Source organism: Streptomyces sp. SM1, assembly GCF_002910825.1.
Taxonomy (GTDB): Bacteria; Actinomycetota; Actinomycetes; order Streptomycetales; family Streptomycetaceae; genus Streptomyces; species Streptomyces okerensis.
Genome location: NZ_NEUB01001033.1, coordinates 22,220 through 39,937, shown reverse-complemented (window position 1 = coordinate 39,937; position 17,718 = coordinate 22,220). Strand labels below are relative to the sequence as shown.

Annotated in this window: 17 protein-coding genes and 2 pseudogenes; 13 read left to right on the top strand and 6 right to left on the bottom strand. The window is 68.9% G+C overall.

What is annotated here, in order from left to right; all coding sequences use genetic code 11:
- Positions 1-62: 62 nt before the first annotated feature.
- From B9S61_RS37820 to B9S61_RS37810, 3 genes are read left to right on the top strand one after another with little or no spacing between them, the layout of a single operon-like run.
- Positions 63-1,103, top strand: coding sequence for an ABC transporter substrate-binding protein (locus B9S61_RS37820; protein ID WP_042177133.1), 1,041 nt, complete (start codon positions 63-65; stop codon positions 1,101-1,103).
- 56 nt (positions 1,104-1,159) lie between these two features.
- Positions 1,160-2,125: an iron ABC transporter permease gene (locus B9S61_RS37815; RefSeq protein WP_103546205.1), complete on the top strand. Its 966-nt coding sequence runs from the start codon at positions 1,160-1,162 to the stop codon at positions 2,123-2,125.
- Between the two features lie 4 nt (positions 2,126-2,129).
- Complete coding sequence (locus tag B9S61_RS37810) at positions 2,130-2,960, top strand: ABC transporter ATP-binding protein (protein ID WP_103546204.1); 831 nt, start codon at positions 2,130-2,132, stop codon at positions 2,958-2,960.
- An 18-nt stretch (positions 2,961-2,978) separates the two neighbouring features.
- Here the strand turns inward: B9S61_RS37810 and B9S61_RS43105 are convergent, their stop codons facing one another.
- Entirely contained in the window at positions 2,979-3,263 is a 285-nt protein-coding gene (locus B9S61_RS43105; RefSeq protein ID WP_234308074.1) for a hypothetical protein, read from the bottom strand.
- Positions 3,264-3,274: 11 nt separating this feature from the next.
- Positions 3,275-3,589, bottom strand: a pseudogene (locus B9S61_RS43100) (DJ-1/PfpI family protein); the annotation flags it as partial.
- Positions 3,590-3,886: 297 nt separating this feature from the next.
- Here B9S61_RS43100 and B9S61_RS37800 point away from each other — a divergent pair.
- The 5 genes from B9S61_RS37800 (at position 3,887) to B9S61_RS37780 (ending at position 6,694) form a co-directional block, all read left to right on the top strand.
- Positions 3,887-4,102 carry a hypothetical protein gene (locus B9S61_RS37800; protein WP_103546203.1) on the top strand — a complete coding sequence of 72 codons (216 nt, stop codon included), beginning with the start codon at positions 3,887-3,889 and terminating at the stop codon, positions 4,100-4,102.
- 102 nt (positions 4,103-4,204) lie between these two features.
- Entirely contained in the window at positions 4,205-5,017 is an 813-nt protein-coding gene (locus B9S61_RS37795) for a hypothetical protein (protein WP_258040090.1), read from the top strand.
- Positions 5,018-5,160: 143 nt separating this feature from the next.
- Positions 5,161-5,814 (top strand): superoxide dismutase family protein, encoded by a 654-nt coding sequence (locus B9S61_RS37790; RefSeq protein ID WP_258040089.1) that lies wholly within the window; start codon positions 5,161-5,163, stop codon positions 5,812-5,814.
- The gene (locus tag B9S61_RS37785; protein ID WP_103546202.1) at positions 5,793-6,380 is read left to right on the top strand and encodes a copper resistance CopC family protein; all 588 of its coding nucleotides are present in this window, start codon (positions 5,793-5,795) and stop codon (positions 6,378-6,380) included. Before B9S61_RS37790 ends, B9S61_RS37785 begins: the two co-directional genes overlap by 22 nt.
- A gap of 128 nt (positions 6,381-6,508) precedes the next feature.
- Positions 6,509-6,694 carry a heavy-metal-associated domain-containing protein gene (locus tag B9S61_RS37780; protein ID WP_374936278.1) on the top strand — a complete coding sequence of 62 codons (186 nt, stop codon included), beginning with the start codon at positions 6,509-6,511 and terminating at the stop codon, positions 6,692-6,694.
- Positions 6,695-6,810: 116 nt separating this feature from the next.
- On the opposite strand, the gene B9S61_RS37775 is transcribed toward B9S61_RS37780, so the two are convergent.
- The 4 genes and pseudogenes from B9S61_RS37775 to B9S61_RS37760 all read right to left on the bottom strand — a co-directional run bounded on the left by B9S61_RS37775 (position 6,811) and on the right by B9S61_RS37760 (position 11,958).
- The gene (locus B9S61_RS37775) at positions 6,811-7,089 is read right to left on the bottom strand and encodes a hypothetical protein (RefSeq protein ID WP_103546200.1); all 279 of its coding nucleotides are present in this window, start codon (positions 7,087-7,089) and stop codon (positions 6,811-6,813) included.
- 200 nt (positions 7,090-7,289) lie between these two features.
- A pseudogene (locus tag B9S61_RS37770) lies at positions 7,290-7,499 on the bottom strand (transposase); the annotation flags it as partial.
- A 201-nt stretch (positions 7,500-7,700) separates the two neighbouring features.
- Positions 7,701-10,037, bottom strand: coding sequence for a beta-galactosidase (locus tag B9S61_RS37765; protein WP_258040088.1), 2,337 nt, complete (start codon positions 10,035-10,037; stop codon positions 7,701-7,703).
- Between the two features lie 442 nt (positions 10,038-10,479).
- Positions 10,480-11,958, bottom strand: a complete 1,479-nt coding sequence (locus B9S61_RS37760) for an aldehyde dehydrogenase (protein WP_103546198.1) — start codon at positions 11,956-11,958, stop codon at positions 10,480-10,482.
- A gap of 161 nt (positions 11,959-12,119) precedes the next feature.
- Between B9S61_RS37760 and B9S61_RS37755 the strand changes: the two genes are divergently transcribed.
- From B9S61_RS37755 to B9S61_RS37735, 5 genes are all read left to right on the top strand, one after another.
- Positions 12,120-13,169 (top strand): LacI family DNA-binding transcriptional regulator, encoded by a 1,050-nt coding sequence (locus B9S61_RS37755; RefSeq protein WP_103546197.1) that lies wholly within the window; start codon positions 12,120-12,122, stop codon positions 13,167-13,169.
- A gap of 331 nt (positions 13,170-13,500) precedes the next feature.
- A complete protein-coding gene (locus B9S61_RS37750; protein WP_161270098.1) occupies positions 13,501-14,661 on the top strand; it encodes an ABC transporter substrate-binding protein in 1,161 nt (386 codons plus the stop codon).
- 35 nt (positions 14,662-14,696) lie between these two features.
- Positions 14,697-15,644, top strand: a complete 948-nt coding sequence (locus tag B9S61_RS37745; protein WP_011029022.1) for a carbohydrate ABC transporter permease — start codon at positions 14,697-14,699, stop codon at positions 15,642-15,644.
- 11 nt (positions 15,645-15,655) lie between these two features.
- The gene (locus tag B9S61_RS37740) at positions 15,656-16,537 is read left to right on the top strand and encodes a carbohydrate ABC transporter permease (RefSeq protein ID WP_103546196.1); all 882 of its coding nucleotides are present in this window, start codon (positions 15,656-15,658) and stop codon (positions 16,535-16,537) included.
- A complete protein-coding gene (locus B9S61_RS37735) occupies positions 16,534-17,676 on the top strand; it encodes a glycosyl hydrolase (protein ID WP_219820008.1) in 1,143 nt (380 codons plus the stop codon). Before B9S61_RS37740 ends, B9S61_RS37735 begins: the two co-directional genes overlap by 4 nt.
- Positions 17,677-17,718: the final 42 nt, after the last annotated feature.

Here is a 17,718-nt window from a genome sequence, read left to right as displayed (position 1 = left end):
CGGCGACTACTGCAACAGAAGCCCCGTGCCCATGATCACGTCCTGCACGCAAGGAGCCCCGTATGTCGATGAACCGGCCGGCCGCCGTCGCCCTGGCCACCGCCCTCTGTCTGCTGACGGCGGCATGTGGCGGCTCGGCTTCGGACGACGAGGCGAGTGCGAAGTCGAACGAGGCCGCGGCTTCGAGGACCGGTTACCCGGTCACGCTGGACAACTGCGGCCAGAAGCAGACCTTCGAGAAGGCGCCCAGTCGGGTCGTCGTGATGAACGGTGCCTCGGTCGCCGAAGTCTCCACGCTCCTCGCCCTCGGTCTCGGTGACAGGATCGTCGCCAACCAGCAGGGCTACGGCATGTCCGAGGTCGCGGGCCGGGCCGCGGCCATCAAGGCCCTGCCCACCGGCGACGTCAAGGTCAACGAGGCGTACGACATCCCGCGCGAGGCGATGCTGGGACTGCGTCCCGACCTCGTCCTGTCCGTCACCACGTACGGCTTCGACCAGAAGAACGGCTTCGCCACCCGCGACCAGCTGAAGCAGGTCGGCGCCAACAGCTACGTCTCCCCGCAGGGTTGCGACGACGACCCCTCCCAGATGACCGTCGCCGACAGCTACCAGCTGCTGCGCGACATGGGCAAGGTCTTCAACGTGAGCGACAGAGCGGAGAAGCTGATCGCCGCCTCGGAGAAGAGCATTGCGGCCGTCTCGGCCAAGGTGAAGGGCGAGAAGAAGCCCAAGGTCATGGTGCTCTTCTCCAACATGGCCATGGGCAGCAACGACTTCAGCTCGGTCTTCGCCCACGGCATCGTCAACGACATCCTCGCCAAGGCGGGCGGCTCCAACGCCTTCGCCGACACCACCAAGGCCACCTTCGCCGACCTGAGCAAGGAGAAGGTCGCCGCCACCGACGTCGACGCCGTCGTCGTCATGAGCTACAACGACCCGAACCCGGCGGCGTACGCCAAGAAGCTGCTCAAGGAGTTCCCCCAGTGGCCGGCCGCCGAGAACAACACGTACGTGACGCTGTCCGACTCGATGTACCTGGGCCCCAGCAACGACCTGGCCGTGCAGAAGGTCGCGAAGATGCTGCACCCGGACGCCTTCTGACCCGGCTGAAGGTCCCGCTCGCGTTCACGCTGCTGCCCGTCGCGCTGGTCGCCACCATGATCGTGGCGATCAGCATCGGAGCCGTCAACGTCCCGGTCGCCGACGTGTGGGCGATTGTCCTGCACCACGTCACCGGCGCGGGGACGGCCCCCTCGGACCTGGCGCTGGACCAGATCGTCTGGAATTTCCGCACCCCGCGGGTGGTCCTGGCGGCGCTGGTCGGCGCGGGCCTGGCCGTGACCGGGGCTGTCCTGCAGACCGTGGTGTCCAACCCGCTGGCCGACCCCGTCGTGCTGGGCTTCTCCTACGGCGCCACGCTCGGCGCGGTCCTCGTCATCACCCTGGGTGGGGGAGTGGCGCTGGCCGGGCTGGGGGTGTCGGCGGCGGCCTTCCTCGGCGCGGTGGCCGCCGGAGCCCTGGTCTTCGCGCTCGGCCGGCGCCAGGGGCGGCTGGCCCCGACCCGGCTGGTCCTCGCGGGTGTCGCCATCGGCTATGTCTTCCTCTCCGCGACCAGCTACGTCCAGCTCCAGGCGACCCCCACCGAGCTGCGGACGGTCATGTTCTGGATGCTGGGCAGCGTCGCGGGCGCCCAGTGGGACCAACTGCCCACGGTCGCCGTCGTGGTGCTGGTGACGACCGTGCTGCTGTCCCTGTTCGGCCGCCGCCTCAACGTGCTGCTGGCCGGGGACGAGTCGGCCACCGCGCTCGGCGTCGACGTCAGCCGGCTGCGGGCCGTCCTGCTGGTCCTCAGCGCGCTGCTGACCGGCACGGTCATCGCGGTCGCGGGCGGCATCGGCTTCGTCGGCCTGATGATCCCGCACCTGGTGCGCCTGACCATCGGCGCCGACCACCGTCGGCTGCTGCCCCTGACGGCCCTGCTGGGCGCCGTCTACCTGGTCCTCGTCGACCTGCTCTCCCGCACCCTCAACCGCCCCAATGAACTGCCGCTGGGCATCCTGACCGCCCTGCTCGGCGCCCCCTTCTTCCTGTGGCTGCTGCGCCGCAACAAGGGCCTGGACTGAAAACATGAAACTCATCGTCGACCGGCTCCACGTCGCCCTCGACCGCACCCCGATCCTGCGCGACGTGAGCCTGGAGGCCCGCGCGGGCGAGATCGTCGGCCTCGTCGGCCCCAACGGCAGCGGCAAGTCCACCCTGCTGCGAACCGTCTACCGCTCCCTGCGCCCGGCCGAGGGGGTGGTCAGGGTGGGCGAGGACGACGTATGGGAGCTGTCCCCCCGGTCGGCGGCCCGCCGTACGGCGGCCGTCCTCCAGGACGCGGGTGGCAGCACCGCCGGTCTGACCGTGGGGGAGATCGTCGCTCTCGGCCGTTCCCCTCATCACGGTCTGCTCGGCCGTGACGGTCCCCAGGACCACGAGGCGGTGTCCGACGCCATCGACCGCTGCGGGGTACGGCCCTTCACGGACCGTGACTACACCTCTCTCTCCGGGGGCGAGCGCCAACGTGTTCTGCTGGCCCGGGCACTGGCCCAGAACCCCAGGCTCCTCGTATTGGACGAACTGACCAACCACCTCGACATCCGGGCCCGGTTCGAGCTCCTGGACCTGATTCGTGCCACCGGTGTCACCACGCTCGCCGTGCTGCACGACCTCGACCTCGCCGCCCGCCTCTGCGACCACCTGGTCGTCCTGAGCGGCGGCGCCGTCGCGGCGGCGGGGCCGGTCCTGGACGTCCTCACCCCGGACCTGCTCGCCGATGTCTTCGGGGTCCGCGCGAGTACCGAACGGCATGCCGATGGCGTCGTCCGGATCACCTACGAGGCCAGGCCCCTCGCGCACGGTGAGAATCCCGAGGATGACGCTGCCGCCCGCCTGGCAGAGACGGCCGACCGCTGAACCGGCGGTGAGCGGGCGTCAGGCCCCGGAGCCCGGGACGGGTTCCGGAGCCTCGTACTGGATTCCGGCCCGCGTGAACTCCGCAGACTCGGCCCCGTCGTATCGCGCCACGAGGTGCAGCGCCATGTCGATGCCGGCCGACACGCCGGCACTGGTGACGACGGTGCCGTCGTCGACGAACCGCTCTCCGCGCCGCACCTCGATCGAGGGGTCGATCTTCGCGAGCCTGTCGAGATAGTCACGGTGGGTGGTGGCCGGCCGGCCGGCAGCCCGGCCGCGGCCAGCACCAGTGAACCGGTGCACACGCTCGCCAGCACGGTGCCCCGCTCGTGCAGGCCGCGCAGCCACTCCGGATGTGCCGCGTCCTTGACCAGGCCGCGGGTGCCGTTGCCACCGGGATGGACGAGCAGGTCGAGCGGCAACGCCTCGTCCATGGCGTGGTCGGCGACCATGCCGAGGCCCTTCGAACCGCGCACCACTCCGGCCTGCGGGCCGAGAGCCACCACGCGCACCGACGAGGTCGCGATGTGGGAGGCCCAGAACCCGAGCACCTCCCACGGACCCACCACGTCGAGTTCCTCGGCATCGTCGAAGAGCAGCACACCGATGGTCAGGGCGTCGTCGGCCATGGCCACACCCTAGCCCGCGGTTCGACGGACGGCACGGGCTGACCGACGCCGTCTCGCGGACGGACAACAGCCCTTCCTCATGTAGTCGTTGGCCGGTGCTGACTGGTTCCGCCGGGACGCCGGGTACGTGAAGCACCGGGTGCGAAACGGCGCACGGGCGCGCTCGGCCGTGCCCCGGCCGCTGCGCGTGCCGGAGTGTGGCGCCGTGCGCCCGGGGGTATGTCTCGGCCACCACCATCCGGCCAGGCGACGGCAAGGACCTGGTGGCCCGACCCTCCCGTCGAAAGGCAGCGCACGATGAACGAGATCAACGGCCTGGAGCCCCTGGCGACCTTCTGCGGAGAGTGCAACTGCGGCTGTCCGCAGCTGTTCGTCGACCCGAGCGCCCCCGCGGACCGACGCGTCCTGCTCACCGACGACTTCGGGCAGCGCGTCCAGATGAGCGCCGACCAGTTCTCCTCCCTGGTGGCCGACGCGAAGGCCGGAAAGCTGGACGGCATAGTCACCGCCTGACGTCCGCCGCGCCCCGGCTCACGAAGAACGGCCGCGCGGCTGAATGAAAGGCCCCTCCCGTCCGTAAGAGGCGATGAGCCCATCGGTACGAGGAGTTGACTGGTGTCCCGGAGCCGTCCCGGCGCAACGCGCCGGGCGAGCCGCGCGACGTCGGCCGCGGAACGCGTCGGCAGCCCACGCGCGCTGTCGGCGGCGGTCTTCGCGGCCGTCTGCGTGGTGACGAGCGCGCTCGGACATGCCCTGATGTCCGGCGACCTGCTGCCCTGGTGGGCGCTGGGAGCGGCGTTCACGGGGACGGCCTCGGCCGGCTGGTGGCTCACCCGCCGAGAACGCGGACCCGTGACCGTGGTCGGTGTCACGACCGCCGCGCAGGGGCTGCTGTATGTGCTGTTCGACCTGGCACACGAGGTGGCCCACGGACCGGCCCGCGCCGCGGAGACCGTATCGGCCACGGGTGCGGGCCACGCCATGATGTTCTCCCCCTCAGGGATGGCCATGCACATGGACCACTCCGGGGCGGGCATGACCATGGCGCACGGTGCGACGGCAGGCGACTCCCACGTCCTGCCGACGCTCTCGGCCGCGGGCCAGGGCCCTGCCGCGATGTTCCTCGCGCACCTTCTCGCCGCCGTCGTGTGCGGGGTGTGGCTGTGGCGCGGCGAGACGGCGGTTCACCAACTGGGCCGGGCGCTCGCGGTCGTCGTGTTCGCGCCGCTCCGCCGCGTCCGCGGGCTCCTGGGACGCCCCGTCCCCGGTCTCCGGACCCACGCGGGCCTGCCATCGCCGGAAGACGCCCCGGCCGCGCCGACGGCTTTCGCCGTGCTCAGGCATGCCGTCGTCCGCAGAGGACCCCCACGCGACCGCTCGGCAGCCCTGCGCGCGTCCTGTGGTCCGCTGTTCGCCATGTGCCCCTGAATCTTCTCGGTCCGCCGGGGCGGACAAGACGGTCCGCACGCGCTGCTGCCGTGCGCTCCGTGTGTTCGTCCACCTCGGCCCTGGCACGCACCCGTCCGCCTGCGCGCGGCGGCGTGCGGTGCCCCGCAACGATCGGGATTCCCATGCACGACGTCACCCCCGTCCACCCGTCCGCCACGGACCACCCGCCGGCACCTCAACCCGCACGCCGAACCGTCCGGTTGGCCCTGGGCGCCCTCCTCGCGACCACCTTGACGGTCCTGCTCACCGGCTGCGGAGGCGACTCGGCCGGGCACGCCTCCGCCCACAGCGGGGCATCCGCCTCGTCCTCCTCCCACGGCATGGACGGCATGTCCGACAAGATGATGGGCGACCCGTCCGCCACTCCCGCCTACAAGTTGTCCGGCGCGACCGTGGCGAAGGGCACCTTCACGCTGCTCGACACCCGGCCCCCCGGCATGAACGACGTCAAGGGCACCGCATGGCTGGCCCAGGGCCCCAAGGGCACCACCGTCACCGTCTCTCTCACCGGACTCAAGCCCGATCACGTCTACATGGCCCACCTGCACGCCCAGCACTGCTCGGACGGCAACGGCGGCTCCCACTTCCAGTTCGACAAGGGCGGTGCGACCACGCCCCCGAACGAGATCCACCTGATGTTCACCGCCGACAAGTCCGGTATGGGCATGACGACGGTGACCAACTCCCGCAAGACCGGCAAGGACGCGGTCGCGGTCGTGGTCCACCCCAACGAGGCACAGGACAACCGGATCGCATGCGCCGACTTCGACTTCTGACGGCGACGGCCGGATCCACCGTGTGCGCGGGCGTGCTGCTGATCCTGGGGAACGCGCCCGCGTACGCCCACACCGCGCTCAAGGACGCCGCACCGGCCCCCGGGGCCACGGTCGGGGCCGGGACCGACGTGGTCAGGCTGACGTTCGACAACCTGACCTCCGGCATCGCGCCGAAGATCAGGATGATCGGGCCGGACGGCAAGGAGATCCCGGTCGGAGAGCCGGTCGTCACCGACACGACCACGGCCTGCGCCGCCGTGTCACCGCTGCCGAAGGGGGTCATCACCCTCACCTACTCGATCACCGCGGGGGATGGGGACGCCCAGACCAACGCCTACCAGTTCGAGGCCGCCGACGGCAAAAGGCCGGCCGGCACCCCGGCGGCGTGCGCGGCCCTGAGCCTGCCCGCCCCGGAGACGGGGGGTTCGGACTCCGTTCTGGGCCTCGGTTCTACTACGGCGACCGCGGCCCTCGCCGGGGTCGTCGCCGTGGCGGCGGGCGGCGGATTCCTCGCCGTCCGCACACTGCGGCGCCGCAGAACCCCGGAAGGGGGCGCCGGCGAGTGACCTGATGCCCGGACTCCCGTACCCGGGAAGGGAGTCCGGGTGGTGGCGCCGCCGGCACGGCAAACGGACCACCCGCCGCCTGCTGCTGCCCGACCGGGCTGCGAAACAGGCAGTACCTCGTCACCGGCATGACCTGCGAGCACTGCGCCGCGAGCATCACCGAGGAGGTCTCCCAGGTCCCCGGTGTCACCGACGTGGACGTCGACGTCGCGGCGGGGTCGGTCTCCGTCGGCGGCACGGAACTCGACGACGTGCGGCTGCGCGCGGCGATTGTGGAGGCGGGGTACGAGGTCACGGAACCGGCCGCGGCCTGACGGACCCCGTTCTGCTCACGGCCGCCGGGTGCTGTGCGGCCCCGGTGGCCCAGAGTGGAACGACTTCCTTCGTCAGCGGGCGTCGCAAGACCCGGACCGTGGGAGACGCGGGAGCGTCAACGCGGACCCGACACCGCCCGGTTGACCGCCAGGTGCAGCACCCCGCTCGTCACCAGCCCCGCGGCAGCCCCGATCAGCGCCCCAGCCACACCGCCGACGAAGAACCCAAGCCAGCCGTAGCCCCCGGCGAGCACCATCGTGGCCAGTACGGACAGGGACCACACCCTGCTCAGGCGTTCGCTCACCGCCGTCCACCCGCGTACACCGCCGGCCGGCCGCTCCCAGGGCCACGCCTCGTCCACGCCGCTCACCTGACTGCCGAGTGCTCCGGCCACGGCACCTCACCCCTGTTCCCTCGCCGCTGTCCCGCCCACCGATCGCGGGACACGGACGGCTCGACCGTTAACTCCCCACGAGGAACTGCGGAAAACAGCGCACCGACAGGTTTCTCCGGTCAGCCGGCCGCATCACGCGAGCACGGCGAACATGACGGCCATCCCCAGCGCCATCGCCGCATGACACGCAGGAGCCAGGGCAGCCGGGCCAGCTCCTCCGCCTCGCCACCCGTGTCACGGCGTCCGGGCACGGCTTGGGCCTCGTCCTTACGCACCCACGTCCGCAGCGACTCTGCGGTGATGCCGAGATCCGCGGCCACTGCCGCGTAGGTTCTCTTCCCGGCCGCGGCACGGTAGAGCGCGACCGCGTCCTTCCTGAACTCCTCCGGATACGGACACCTGCGTCCCACCTGGACATCCCTCCCTGGACCATCAAGATCCATTGTCAGGGTGTCCACTCCAAAGGATCAGCCCCACAGGCCGCCCTCCTCGGTGAGCTTGACAAGTGAGATGACGTCCAGAGTATCGGCGGGCACACGTGCCACGGGTCCGGGGCCGCCGTCCATGTGTGCGGGCGGCGGCCCCGGACGGAGTGTCCGTCTCTCGATCGGCTACTCCGCTGAACGCCGACCGGTGTAATGTCCCTCGGCCGTGGCCAGGTCGCCGTATCGGCGGTCATAGAGACGCTGGTTCACGTCGCGGGCAGCGGCGACGATCTCCGGGTAGGGACGGTCCGTGACGGAGACGAAGCCAATGTTGTAGTTCTCCCCGTCGAGTGCTCTGCCAGTCACGGGCGAGTCGGCATACTGGAACCAGTGGCCGCCCACCATGTACGGGTTGTCGATGAGCTGTTCCATGTACTCGGCGTACATCCGTGCCCGCTCGGCCTGCGTTCCCGCCGAGACGAGACCCGGATGCGGCTGCCCGGTAGTGGTCGTTCCCATGTGGAACTCACCGATGAGGCTGGGCTTGTCGAGCTCTTCGAGAAACGCCCACTCGCTCGGGTGCAGTCCCTCGCGGTACTCGTTGTAGCTCATGATGTCGACGTACTTGCTCGCTGCCTCGACGACCTCCGGTGTGCGGCCCCAGCTGGCGAACCTCGAACCCGCGTAGAGATGGTCCGGCATGACCTTGTCGAGCTCGGCGTCGACCGTCTTGAAGTACTGAGTGGCGTAGAGCGTCATGAGCGCGGAGTAGTCGGACTCCTTCGCGGTCTCGTCGGAGCCGAGGTCGGCACTCCCGCTACGGAGTGCTTCCCATGACGGAACTGTCGTCTGCCAGGCGGCGTTGAGAGCGTCGATGGTCCCGTACTTGTCCTCCAGTTCTTCGGAGAACGCCGACTTGGTGGGGCTCTCTGCCGCGTCACGTGACATGGTGTCGATGACGACGCCGTAACGGGTGCTGAAACTGCCGGCGTTGCCCCAGCTCAGTTCGTTGTCCATGAATACGCCGATCGCCCACGGGCTGTCCGCGACCTCGTCGGCGACTGCTCGCGCGGTTCTGGCTGCGGCGTCGGAGAACGCGGGGTCGAAGGGGTCCGGCATAGGGCCCCAGTAGTCCTGGCCGGTGCTCACCGTCTTGAAGTCGCCCTTGATCCAGCCGTGGGCGAAGTACGGGATACGGTCGTTGTCGTACATCTCCGGGTCGGTCCAGTTGCCGAAGGAGGTGAAGCCCCAGCTGAGCATCCGGTCGACCGTGTTGTCCCGCCACCGCTCCATGTAGTTGCTGCCGGGGTACTTCCGGGCGACGTTCGCCTTGTAGAAGCTGTAGGTCTCGCCCTGCGCGACGGGACCGGCCAGGGTGTCGGGGGCGTAACCGAAGCCCTCGCCCGCGCGGGTGCGGTACTTGGGCAACTTGCTGAAGAGGTCGGCGCGGGTTTCGGACATCTTCGTGCGGGTCGGCAGCGCCGACTTCTGGACGCGGTTGAGGTCCTCGGGGCCGCCGGCCGTCAGGCTGGGGGGCGGCAGTTCCTGGATCGCGTCGTGGTCGAAGTCGTAGCCCGTCGTGGTCGGGGAGTCGAACATGCGGGCGTTGTCGATGCCGGTCGAGAAGAACAGGTAGCCGTCAGGGTCCACCAGGGTCCACCGCCCCTGGTACTTCTCCACGCGGTAGTTGCCCGTTGCTTCGAGTCGTGGACCGTTCAGCCAGCCGCCGTACCTGGACCGGTCCTCCGGAACCGGATGCCTGCGAAGGTCCTTGGCTTCGGCAGCGCGCTGGCGAAGGATCTCCCACGTTCTGGAGACCTTCCCCTCGTAGTCGACCTTGCTGTTCTGACCGAGGGCGTCGACCAGGCCCTTGAGGTAACCGGGGTCTGCCGGCGCGTCACGGACGACGCGGATGTCGTCCACGATGACCGACCGGTCGTGCAGCAGGCCGGCGACGTAGAAGTTCAGCTGGCTGATGCGGCTCGTATCCGTCTCCTTGGAGCCCCACATCCAGACCGCAGAGGTGACGTCCCTGTCCGCGAGCCAGGACGGATCGGCGCGCAGCCCGGTGTCGCGGTGGAGCGCGGGGCTGTCGACGTCGAAGTAGTACGTGCCACCGCCGCCGGCCGGGACGTTGACACTGCGGGTGGCGACGCCGGTCGAACTCTCCAGATCGATCGTGAGCTGGATGGAGCGGTTGCCCGGGTTCGTGAGCTCCATCGCGATGCCGAGCGACTCGGACTTCTCCGCCGACCAGTTCCACACGGGCTCGGGGCGTACGGAGAACGAGGAGTAGTAGTTCTTCCGGGCCTGGAAATCGACCCGGAGCTTCTTGTCGCCGCGACCGACGATTGTCGTCTTCGCCTGGTACGGGCCGACCTCGGTGGGTACCCGGCCGTCCTGGAAGTCGTAGAGCATCGTCTCGTCGCCGAGGTCATGAGCTCCGGCCGCGACGGCCGGAGGGCTGGTGGTCGTCAGGACTAACCCGGCGCAGGCGGCCGCTATCAGGACAGGCCACCTCACGCGGAACGACCTGCTGGCTCGCGGCGGCGGAGTGGTGCAAGCGCGCTTGTGCACGGTCATGCTTCCCTCCATCTGGGAAGGTGCGCAGAGGACCGGCTCGCACGGTCTCTGCGCACGCTGCGCCTCGATCTACCGTGACCGAAGGGGCGCGGCCCGATGGTAAACCGGTTTTTTTATGCGGGGCAAGTATCTGCACCAGATTGCGTCCTGTGCTGCGTTCAACCATGTGACGGGACAAAAGCGCAGCTCAGAGAAGGGTTGACGGCTCGGTGGAGGGCAGGGCGAGCATCGGGGCGGGTGGAACAACGCCCTGTCCACACGGCTGCGACGACAAGATGAGCCCCGCCCGGAGGGGCCCGGACGCTCCGCCGGGGCCGCACCCGAGCGCCGGGCGGGTTGGGTGGGCCGGGTGGGTAGGACGTCCCCCGGCGGGGCCTCGCCGTCAGACAGCGTGCCGCACGTACACGGTCTTGCGCCGGAGGTACTTCTCATAGCCGTGCGGGCCGTCGTCGCCTCCGAGGCCGGAGCTCTTCCAGCCCGTGTGGAAGCCCTGCACCTGTTCGGGCCCGGCCTGGTTGACGTAGACCTCCCCGAATTCCAGGGCGTCGATCATGCGCATCGCCCGGGAGAGGTCTCGGGTGTAGACGTAGGCGGTCAGACCGTAGGCGGTCGAATTGGCCGCCGAGACCACCTCGGCCTCGGCGTCGAACGGAATGATGGGCAGGACCGGCCCGAAAACCTCCCGTCGCGCGATGTCCATCTCGGGACGCACGTTCGTGAGCACCGTGGGTGCGAACCACGCGCCGGACTGGTACTGCTCCCCGTCGGGACGGCCGCCTCCGGTCCGAACGCGGGCACCGGACGCGACGGCCGCGTCAACCATCCCCTGGACCCTGGTCCGTTCCCGCTCCGCCACGAGCGGGCCCAGTCGCGAGCCGGCCGCGAACGGATCGAGCGGGGTCACCGAGGCGAACCGGTCGACCACACGGCGCACGAACTCGTCGTGCAGATCGGCGTGCACGTAGGTCACCTCGTTGCACGTACAGACCTGTCCCGTGTTCCAGAGCCGTGCGTCGGCAGCGGCCTCGACCGCGGCGTCCAGGTCCGCGTCCTCGAAGACGATGAACGGAGCCTTCCCGCCGAGCTCGAGGGAGACGGGGATGATCTGGTCGGCCACCTGGGCCAGAATCTCCCGGCCGCCGCGTGTCGAGCCCGTCATGGTGACCATCCCGACGCCTGGATGGGTGACGAGGGCCCGTCCGGTGTCCCTGCCCTCTCCGCACACGACGCTCAGCAGCCCGTCAGGCACCCCGGCCAGCCGGCAGAGCCGGGCCAGAGCGAGCGCGGAGAGGGGAGTGAGCTCCGACGGCTTCAGAACGACGGCGTTGCCGGCCATGAGCGCGGGAGCGACCTTGCGGGCGAAGATGGCGACCGGGAAGTTCCAGGGAAGGATCGCCGCCACCACGCCAATAGGTTCCTCACGCACGCCGAGCGACCGGCCCGGCTCACTCGCCATCATGGAGCCCACGGCCCGGTACTTCTGGCTGATCGCGAAGTCGAAGAAGGCGCACGCGCCCTCCGTCTCGCCACGGGCGTCGGAGAGAGGCTTGCCCTGCTCCACCGAGACGATCCGCGCCAGCTCATCGGCGTGCACCGCGATCGCGTCGCGCACAGCCTCCAGCACGGCCGCGCGCGCGACGTGACTGCGGCGCCCCCACTCGCGCTGCGCGGCCGCCGCCGCCGTCACGGCCCGGTCCACGGTCGAGGGAGAGCTGCTGGGCACCTCGGCGACGAGTTCCCCGTTGGCGGGATTGATCACCGGAAGCGTGCCGTGCGAGGAGTCGAACTCGCATTCACCGGCGACGAAGGCCGCCGGTGCGCTGCCCAGCAGCCCCTTGCTGTCGAAGAGTTCGTGAGTCACGTCGTTCCTTCCCGCCGGGGACGCCCGGATCATGTCCGCGCGTCGCGGATAACCGGTTTACCATACGATGACACGCCTGGTCGACAACAGGTAATGGAGCACGCCACGATCCTCTGGCAGGCAAGATGCTCGTGGCAGCGGCGGTAGGAGAGGGGCACGGAATGGCATCGGAGGCAGGGGCGGGCCAGGCGAAAGCGCTTCCCGCGCGAGCGCGGCTCGTCGACGTGGCGAAGCGCGCGGGGGTGACCAAGTCCGTCGTCTCACGGATCCTGAACGACGACACCACGCTCCGGATCAGGCCCGAGACACGTGAGCGCGTCCTCGCCGTCGCCGCGGAACTCGGGTATCGGCCCAACGTCACGGCGCGCGCGCTGTCGGTGTCGCGGACCAGGGCGTTCGCGCTGCTCATCCCTGATCTGTCGAACTCCGTGTACGCCGCGGTCACCCGCGGAGCCTTCCGCAGGGCGCGTGACCACGGCTACGTGCTGCTCATCGCCGAGGACGCCGCAGGGGACGACGACGCGGCCTATGCGGAGCTGGTGACGGCCGGGCGAGTGGACGGTCTCCTCGTCGCGTCGTCCCGGCCCGAGCACCCCCTGGTCGAGCGCCTCCTCGCCGATCGTGGTGGGCTGGCACACGTCTTTCTCAACCGAGAGGTCCAGGGGTCCAACCGCAACGTCGGCATGGATATGCGGGGGGCGAGCGCCCTGGTCGTCGACCACCTTCATGACCGGGGGCATCGGCGTATCGGAATGGTGACAGGTCCCCTGGGCCTCGCTCCGGCCCGGTCCCGGCTGGACGGGTTCCAGGGCAGGCTGCGCGAGCTGGGCCTGGACGACACCGCCCACTGCGCCGGAACCTTCAGCGAGGCCGGCGGATGCGCGGCGGCACATGGACTGCTTGACGCGCGGCCGGAGCTGACCGCACTGTACGCCAGCACGTTCCCGCAGGCCGTCGGGGTGATGAAGGCGGTGCGTGACCGAGGGTGGAAGGTGCCCGACGACGTGTCGCTGATCGCGTACGACGACCTCCCCATGGCGGAGTTCCTCGATCCTCCCCTCACCACGCTCGCCATGCCGCTGGCGACGCTGGGAGCCGCGGCCGTCGACGCTCTCGTCGACCAGATAGAGGGCCGTGTGATCGGCAGCCGTCAGGTGCTGGGGGGGTACGAGATCGTGGAGCGGGCCTCGGTCGCCGTTCCGCGAGTCTGACGACCTCGAGGCGGTCGTGAGCTGATCGACGGGCGGCTGTCTCCCGCGGACCCGGGAGACAGCCGCCCGTCGACGTGTATGAGATCGAGGGTTGTGGGGTACGGGCCGCCACGCTACGGTGGAAAACCGGTTCTCCAGTGGGGGAACATCCCGATGCAACGACGCTCGAGGGAGATGTTCGATGACCAAGCCTGTTGTGCCCAGCGGTGTGTCCCGACGGGGATTCCTGGGCGGCTCACTAGGTGTGGCAGGGGCGGTGCTGTTGGCCGCGTGCTCTGGTGGCGGAAACTCGTCCCAAGGCTCCGGTGGCTCGAAGTTCGCGTTCTGGGACATGCCCTGGGGGTCCCCCGGGCCGGACTACCTCGCCGCGGGCAAGGAGATCTCCGCAGCGTTCTCGGGTGGCTCGGCGACATACCAGTCGATCAGCTGGGACGGGTGGCTTCAGACCTTCAGCTCGGCCATCGCCGCTGGGACCGGGCCGGCCATATCCACGGGCGGGGCGTTCCAGTCGTTGCAGTACTACGTCCAGGACGCGGTCCATCCGGCCGACGGGGTCATCGCGAAGCTGAGGTCCAAGGGGCAGCTGGACGACTTCCTGCCGGGCACGCTCGATGTGTTCAAGTACAAGGGCGCGTACACCGCACTGCCGTGGAACGTGGACTCGCGGCTGCTCTGGTACCGCAAGTCGCTGCTGGAGAAGGCCGGTGTGGAGGAGCCGCGCAGCTGGGACGACCTGTACCGGGTTGGTGTGGCGCTGAAGAAGAACGACGTGTACGGCATGGTCGCCTCGGGCGGTGCCGGGGGCAACGCCTACCAGACGTTCCTGTCGTTCGTGTTCAACAACGGTGGCGGCCTGTTCGACAAGGACGGCGAGCCGCAGTGCGTGACGGACGCGAACGTGGAGGCCGTGGAGTTCCTCATGAAGCTGGCCAAGGACGGAATCATGGACCCGGGCAGCGTGAGCTACACGGTGGCGAACCTGAACGACCAGTTCTCCTCGGGCGCCGCGGCGTTGTCGATCCTGCCACCGGACATCGCCAATTCCTTCGAAGACCCGCGGCTCAAGGCCGACATCACGTTGGGAAGCCCCCTGACCAGCCCGAACGGTACCAAGGGCACCATGGCGTACACGTCGGACCTGATCCTCTACACCGGTGACTGGGACACGGACGTGGTCGAGGACTTCGCGGTCTACTACCTCGACGCCATGTCGGCGTACTGGAAGAAGGGCGTCCTCAACAAGGTCCCGGTGCGCCAGAGCATCCTCGACCTGCCCGAGGTGCAGGCGCAGCCCAACCTGGTCAAGGCGACCAAGGAGTGGCTGCCCGTGGGCAAGTCCCTCACCCAGCTCGCCGGTGAGCCCTTCCCCGAGATCAACGCGGTCGACGGGGGACAGGCCATCACCCAGTGGGCCCAGCAGGTCATCCAGGCAAAGAGCAGTGGCGAGCAGACCCTTCGGACCCTGCAGGACGGCATCGAGAAGGTCATGTGACCCACGGGTCATCTGACGCACAGAAGGAGGCGTCCATGACGGACGTGTCGGTGCCGACGAGATCGGCGGCGAGGACGGACAGGCCTCGGGGCCGAGAGAGGAAGGCCGAGAGCCGGCACCCCGGGAGCAAGAAGACGATGGCGGCGATGCTCGCCCCGTCGATCTTCCTGCTCATCGCTCTCAACGCCTATCCGCTCTTCTACGCGGTTTCCCAGTCGCTGCGTGACGGTGGGATCGCGGGGCCCGGGGAGTTCATCGGCCTGGAGAACTACACGACCGCCTTGCAGGACCCCGCGTTCTGGGAAGCCGTGCGCTTCACCCTCCTGTTCACGGTGGTCTCGGTCTTCGTGGCCTGGGTCATCGGCACAGCCCTCGCTCTCGTGCTGCGCCGGTCCTTCCCCGGCAGATCGGTGTTCCGGGTGCTGCTCCTGCTGCCCTGGGTGGTCCCGGTGGTTGTCAGCACGACGAGCTGGAACTTCCTGGTCGCGACGCCGTCCAGCCCGGTGCCCACGCTCCTGCGTGAGCTCGGGTTCGGTGACGTCCAGATCCTGGCCAACCCCGGTTCGGCGATGGCGATCGTGATCATCTTCAAGATCTGGGGGACGGTCCCCTTCATGATGATGATGATGAGTTCCGCGCTGCAGGCGGTGGACCCCAGTGTCGAGGAAGCCTGCCGGCTCGACGGGGCCAGTCGTTGGCAACGCATCCGGCACGTCATCCTGCCGATCATGTCGAAGCCCGTCTACATCGCGTGGGTACTCGCCTCGATCTTCACGATCAACGACTTCCCCTCCGTCTTCCTGCTGACCGGGGGAGGACCCGTCGGGTCGACCTCGACGCTGGTCGTGTTCGCCTACCGGCTCGTGTTCCAGGACTTCCGCACCGGTTACGGCGTCGCGGTCGCCTTCCTCATCACCACCGCCCTGATCGCCATGTCCATCTACTTCTTCCGTCGCATCAACCGTGCGTCGGCGAACGGCTGAGGGCGGTACAGATGACCACTCCAGTACATTCCGCCCTCCGGGCCGGCACAGCCACCCCCGCCGCCGACCGCATCACGCGCAAGCAGCGGCGGGAATCCGCTGCCGGGTGGGCCAAGACAGCGGTCATGTCCGTCGTCACACTCGTGGCCCTGGCACCCATCATCATGATCCTGGTCCTGTCGGTCCGCTCGGGACAGACCGCCTCCGGGACGTACTCGTGGAACTTCTCGAACTACGTCGAGATCTTCTCCAAGACTCCTGTCCTCGACTACCTCTACAACAGCCTTGCCGTCACCCTGGGGACGACCGTGTTCGCGGTCGTGATCGGGGCGCTGGCGGGCTATCCGATGTCGAGACTGCGCAACAGGTTCATCGGCGGCTACACGCTCTCGCTCTTCGTCGTCCAGAGCCTGCCCGTCATCGTCTTCGTCATCCCGCTCTTCGTTGTCTTCGCGAAGATCGGAATGGCGGACACGCTCAGCGGTGTGGCCGTCATCTTCATCGCCGGCAGCATGGCCGTCACGTGCTGGATGATGGCTGCCTACTACGACTCCATCCCCGTCGAGCTGGAGGAGGCCGCCTGGGTCGACGGGGCCTCCCTGTGGGGAGGATTCGTCCGTGTGGTGCTGCGCAACTCGTACCCGGGCATTCTCTCGGCGGCGATCTTCAGCTTCCTCGTCGCGTGGAACGACTACCTGGTCGCCACCGTCTTCCTGAGGTCGCAGAGCAACTTCACGCTGCCGATCGGGCTCCAGACCTACTTCCAGCAGAACGCCACCGACTGGGGGCCCGTGATGGCGATGTCGGTCGTCATGCTGCTGCCGCCGGTGATCGTGTTCGCCGTGCTCAACCGCTTCTTCTCCATCGGAGGGATCGGCGGAGCGATCAAGTGACCACCCCCCATGAGGAGTACGAGCGCATGACCATGCCCGCAGAGAGCGCGGCGACCGTTCGAGGCAGGCGGTACCCGGCTGATCCCGAGTGGTTCTGCGACTTCCGGACCTTCCCTGTCCAGGGACTCGGTCCAGAGGTAGGCGTACACCGCCGGGACCCGAGCTCCGTCCTCACGGTCGACGGGCGGTACCACGTCTGGTACACCCGCTCGACCGGGGAGACCGACGGCTTCGGAACCGGCGACCCGATGGCCAAGGTCTTTCCCTGGGACTGGTCCGAGATCTGGCATGCGACGTCCGACGACGGCGCCACCTGGGTCGAGCAGGGGCGTGCCCTCGGCAGGGGCGAGCCAGGCAGCTACGACGACCGGAGCGTGTTCACCCCGGAGGTCCTGGAGCACCAAGGCTGGTTCTACCTCGTCTACCAGGTGATCCGGTCGCCCTACGCGCTACGGAGCTTCGAGTCGATCGCGATGGCGAAGGCACCGAGCCCGGACGGTCCGTGGGTCAGGTCCCCCCAGCCGATTCTCCGACCCCAGGCGGACGGTGAGTGGGCGGGAGAGGAGGACAACCGGCTGAGCGTCGTCTCCCAGGGGTCCTTCGACAGCCACAAGGTGCACGACCCGATCCTTGTCCCGTTCCAAGGCAGATTCTTCCTCTACTACAAGGGCGAGCAGATGGGGGAAGGGTTCTCCGCCGGCGGACGCACGACCCGGTGGGGCCTGGCGATCGCCGACGACATCGAGGGACCGTACCACCGATGTCCGGCCAACCCCGTGACGAACAGCGGACACGAGACCTGCGTCTGGCGATACGGCGACGGCATCGCCGCGATGCTCACCACCGACGGACCGGAACGCAACACGATCCAGTTCGCGCCCGACGGGATCAACTTCGAGATCATGGCCCACATCGCGAACCCACCCGTCGCGACCGGTCCCCTCAGGCTCCCCGACCACGCCGTCGCGCCACTGGACGGGGTTCGCTGGGGACTGTGCCACGACGTCACGGCATCGTGGCACTACATCCAGGGGTTCGCGGCCGACGAGAGACAGAAGATGTTCTACACCCGCGGCCTGAGCCCCGAGACGGCGGAATCGGCGGAGGCCGACGCGCTTCCCGCTCCGCACGAAAAGTGACCTCAGCTCCCTGCCGTGAGGCCGGGTCAGACGCACACCTCA

What these genes read in the sequence shown, in the direction of transcription:
- B9S61_RS37750 (WP_161270098.1), top strand. Translation starts at nt 13,501, where the DNA reads ATGCCCTGGGGGTCCCCCGGGCCGGACTACCTCGCCGCGGGCAAGGAG.
- B9S61_RS37755 (WP_103546197.1), top strand. Translation starts at nt 12,120, where the DNA reads ATGGCATCGGAGGCAGGGGCGGGCCAGGCGAAAGCGCTTCCCGCGCGA.
- B9S61_RS37815 (WP_103546205.1), top strand. Translation starts at nt 1,160, where the DNA reads ATGATCGTGGCGATCAGCATCGGAGCCGTCAACGTCCCGGTCGCCGAC.
- B9S61_RS37780 (WP_374936278.1), top strand. Translation starts at nt 6,509, where the DNA reads ATGACCTGCGAGCACTGCGCCGCGAGCATCACCGAGGAGGTCTCCCAG.
- B9S61_RS37785 (WP_103546202.1), top strand. Translation starts at nt 5,793, where the DNA reads ATGCGCCGACTTCGACTTCTGACGGCGACGGCCGGATCCACCGTGTGC.
- B9S61_RS37820 (WP_042177133.1), top strand. Translation starts at nt 63, where the DNA reads ATGTCGATGAACCGGCCGGCCGCCGTCGCCCTGGCCACCGCCCTCTGT.
- B9S61_RS37740 (WP_103546196.1), top strand. Translation starts at nt 15,656, where the DNA reads ATGACCACTCCAGTACATTCCGCCCTCCGGGCCGGCACAGCCACCCCC.
- B9S61_RS37800 (WP_103546203.1), top strand. Translation starts at nt 3,887, where the DNA reads ATGAACGAGATCAACGGCCTGGAGCCCCTGGCGACCTTCTGCGGAGAG.
- B9S61_RS37810 (WP_103546204.1), top strand. Translation starts at nt 2,130, where the DNA reads ATGAAACTCATCGTCGACCGGCTCCACGTCGCCCTCGACCGCACCCCG.
- B9S61_RS37745 (WP_011029022.1), top strand. Translation starts at nt 14,697, where the DNA reads ATGACGGACGTGTCGGTGCCGACGAGATCGGCGGCGAGGACGGACAGG.
- B9S61_RS37790 (WP_258040089.1), top strand. Translation starts at nt 5,161, where the DNA reads ATGCACGACGTCACCCCCGTCCACCCGTCCGCCACGGACCACCCGCCG.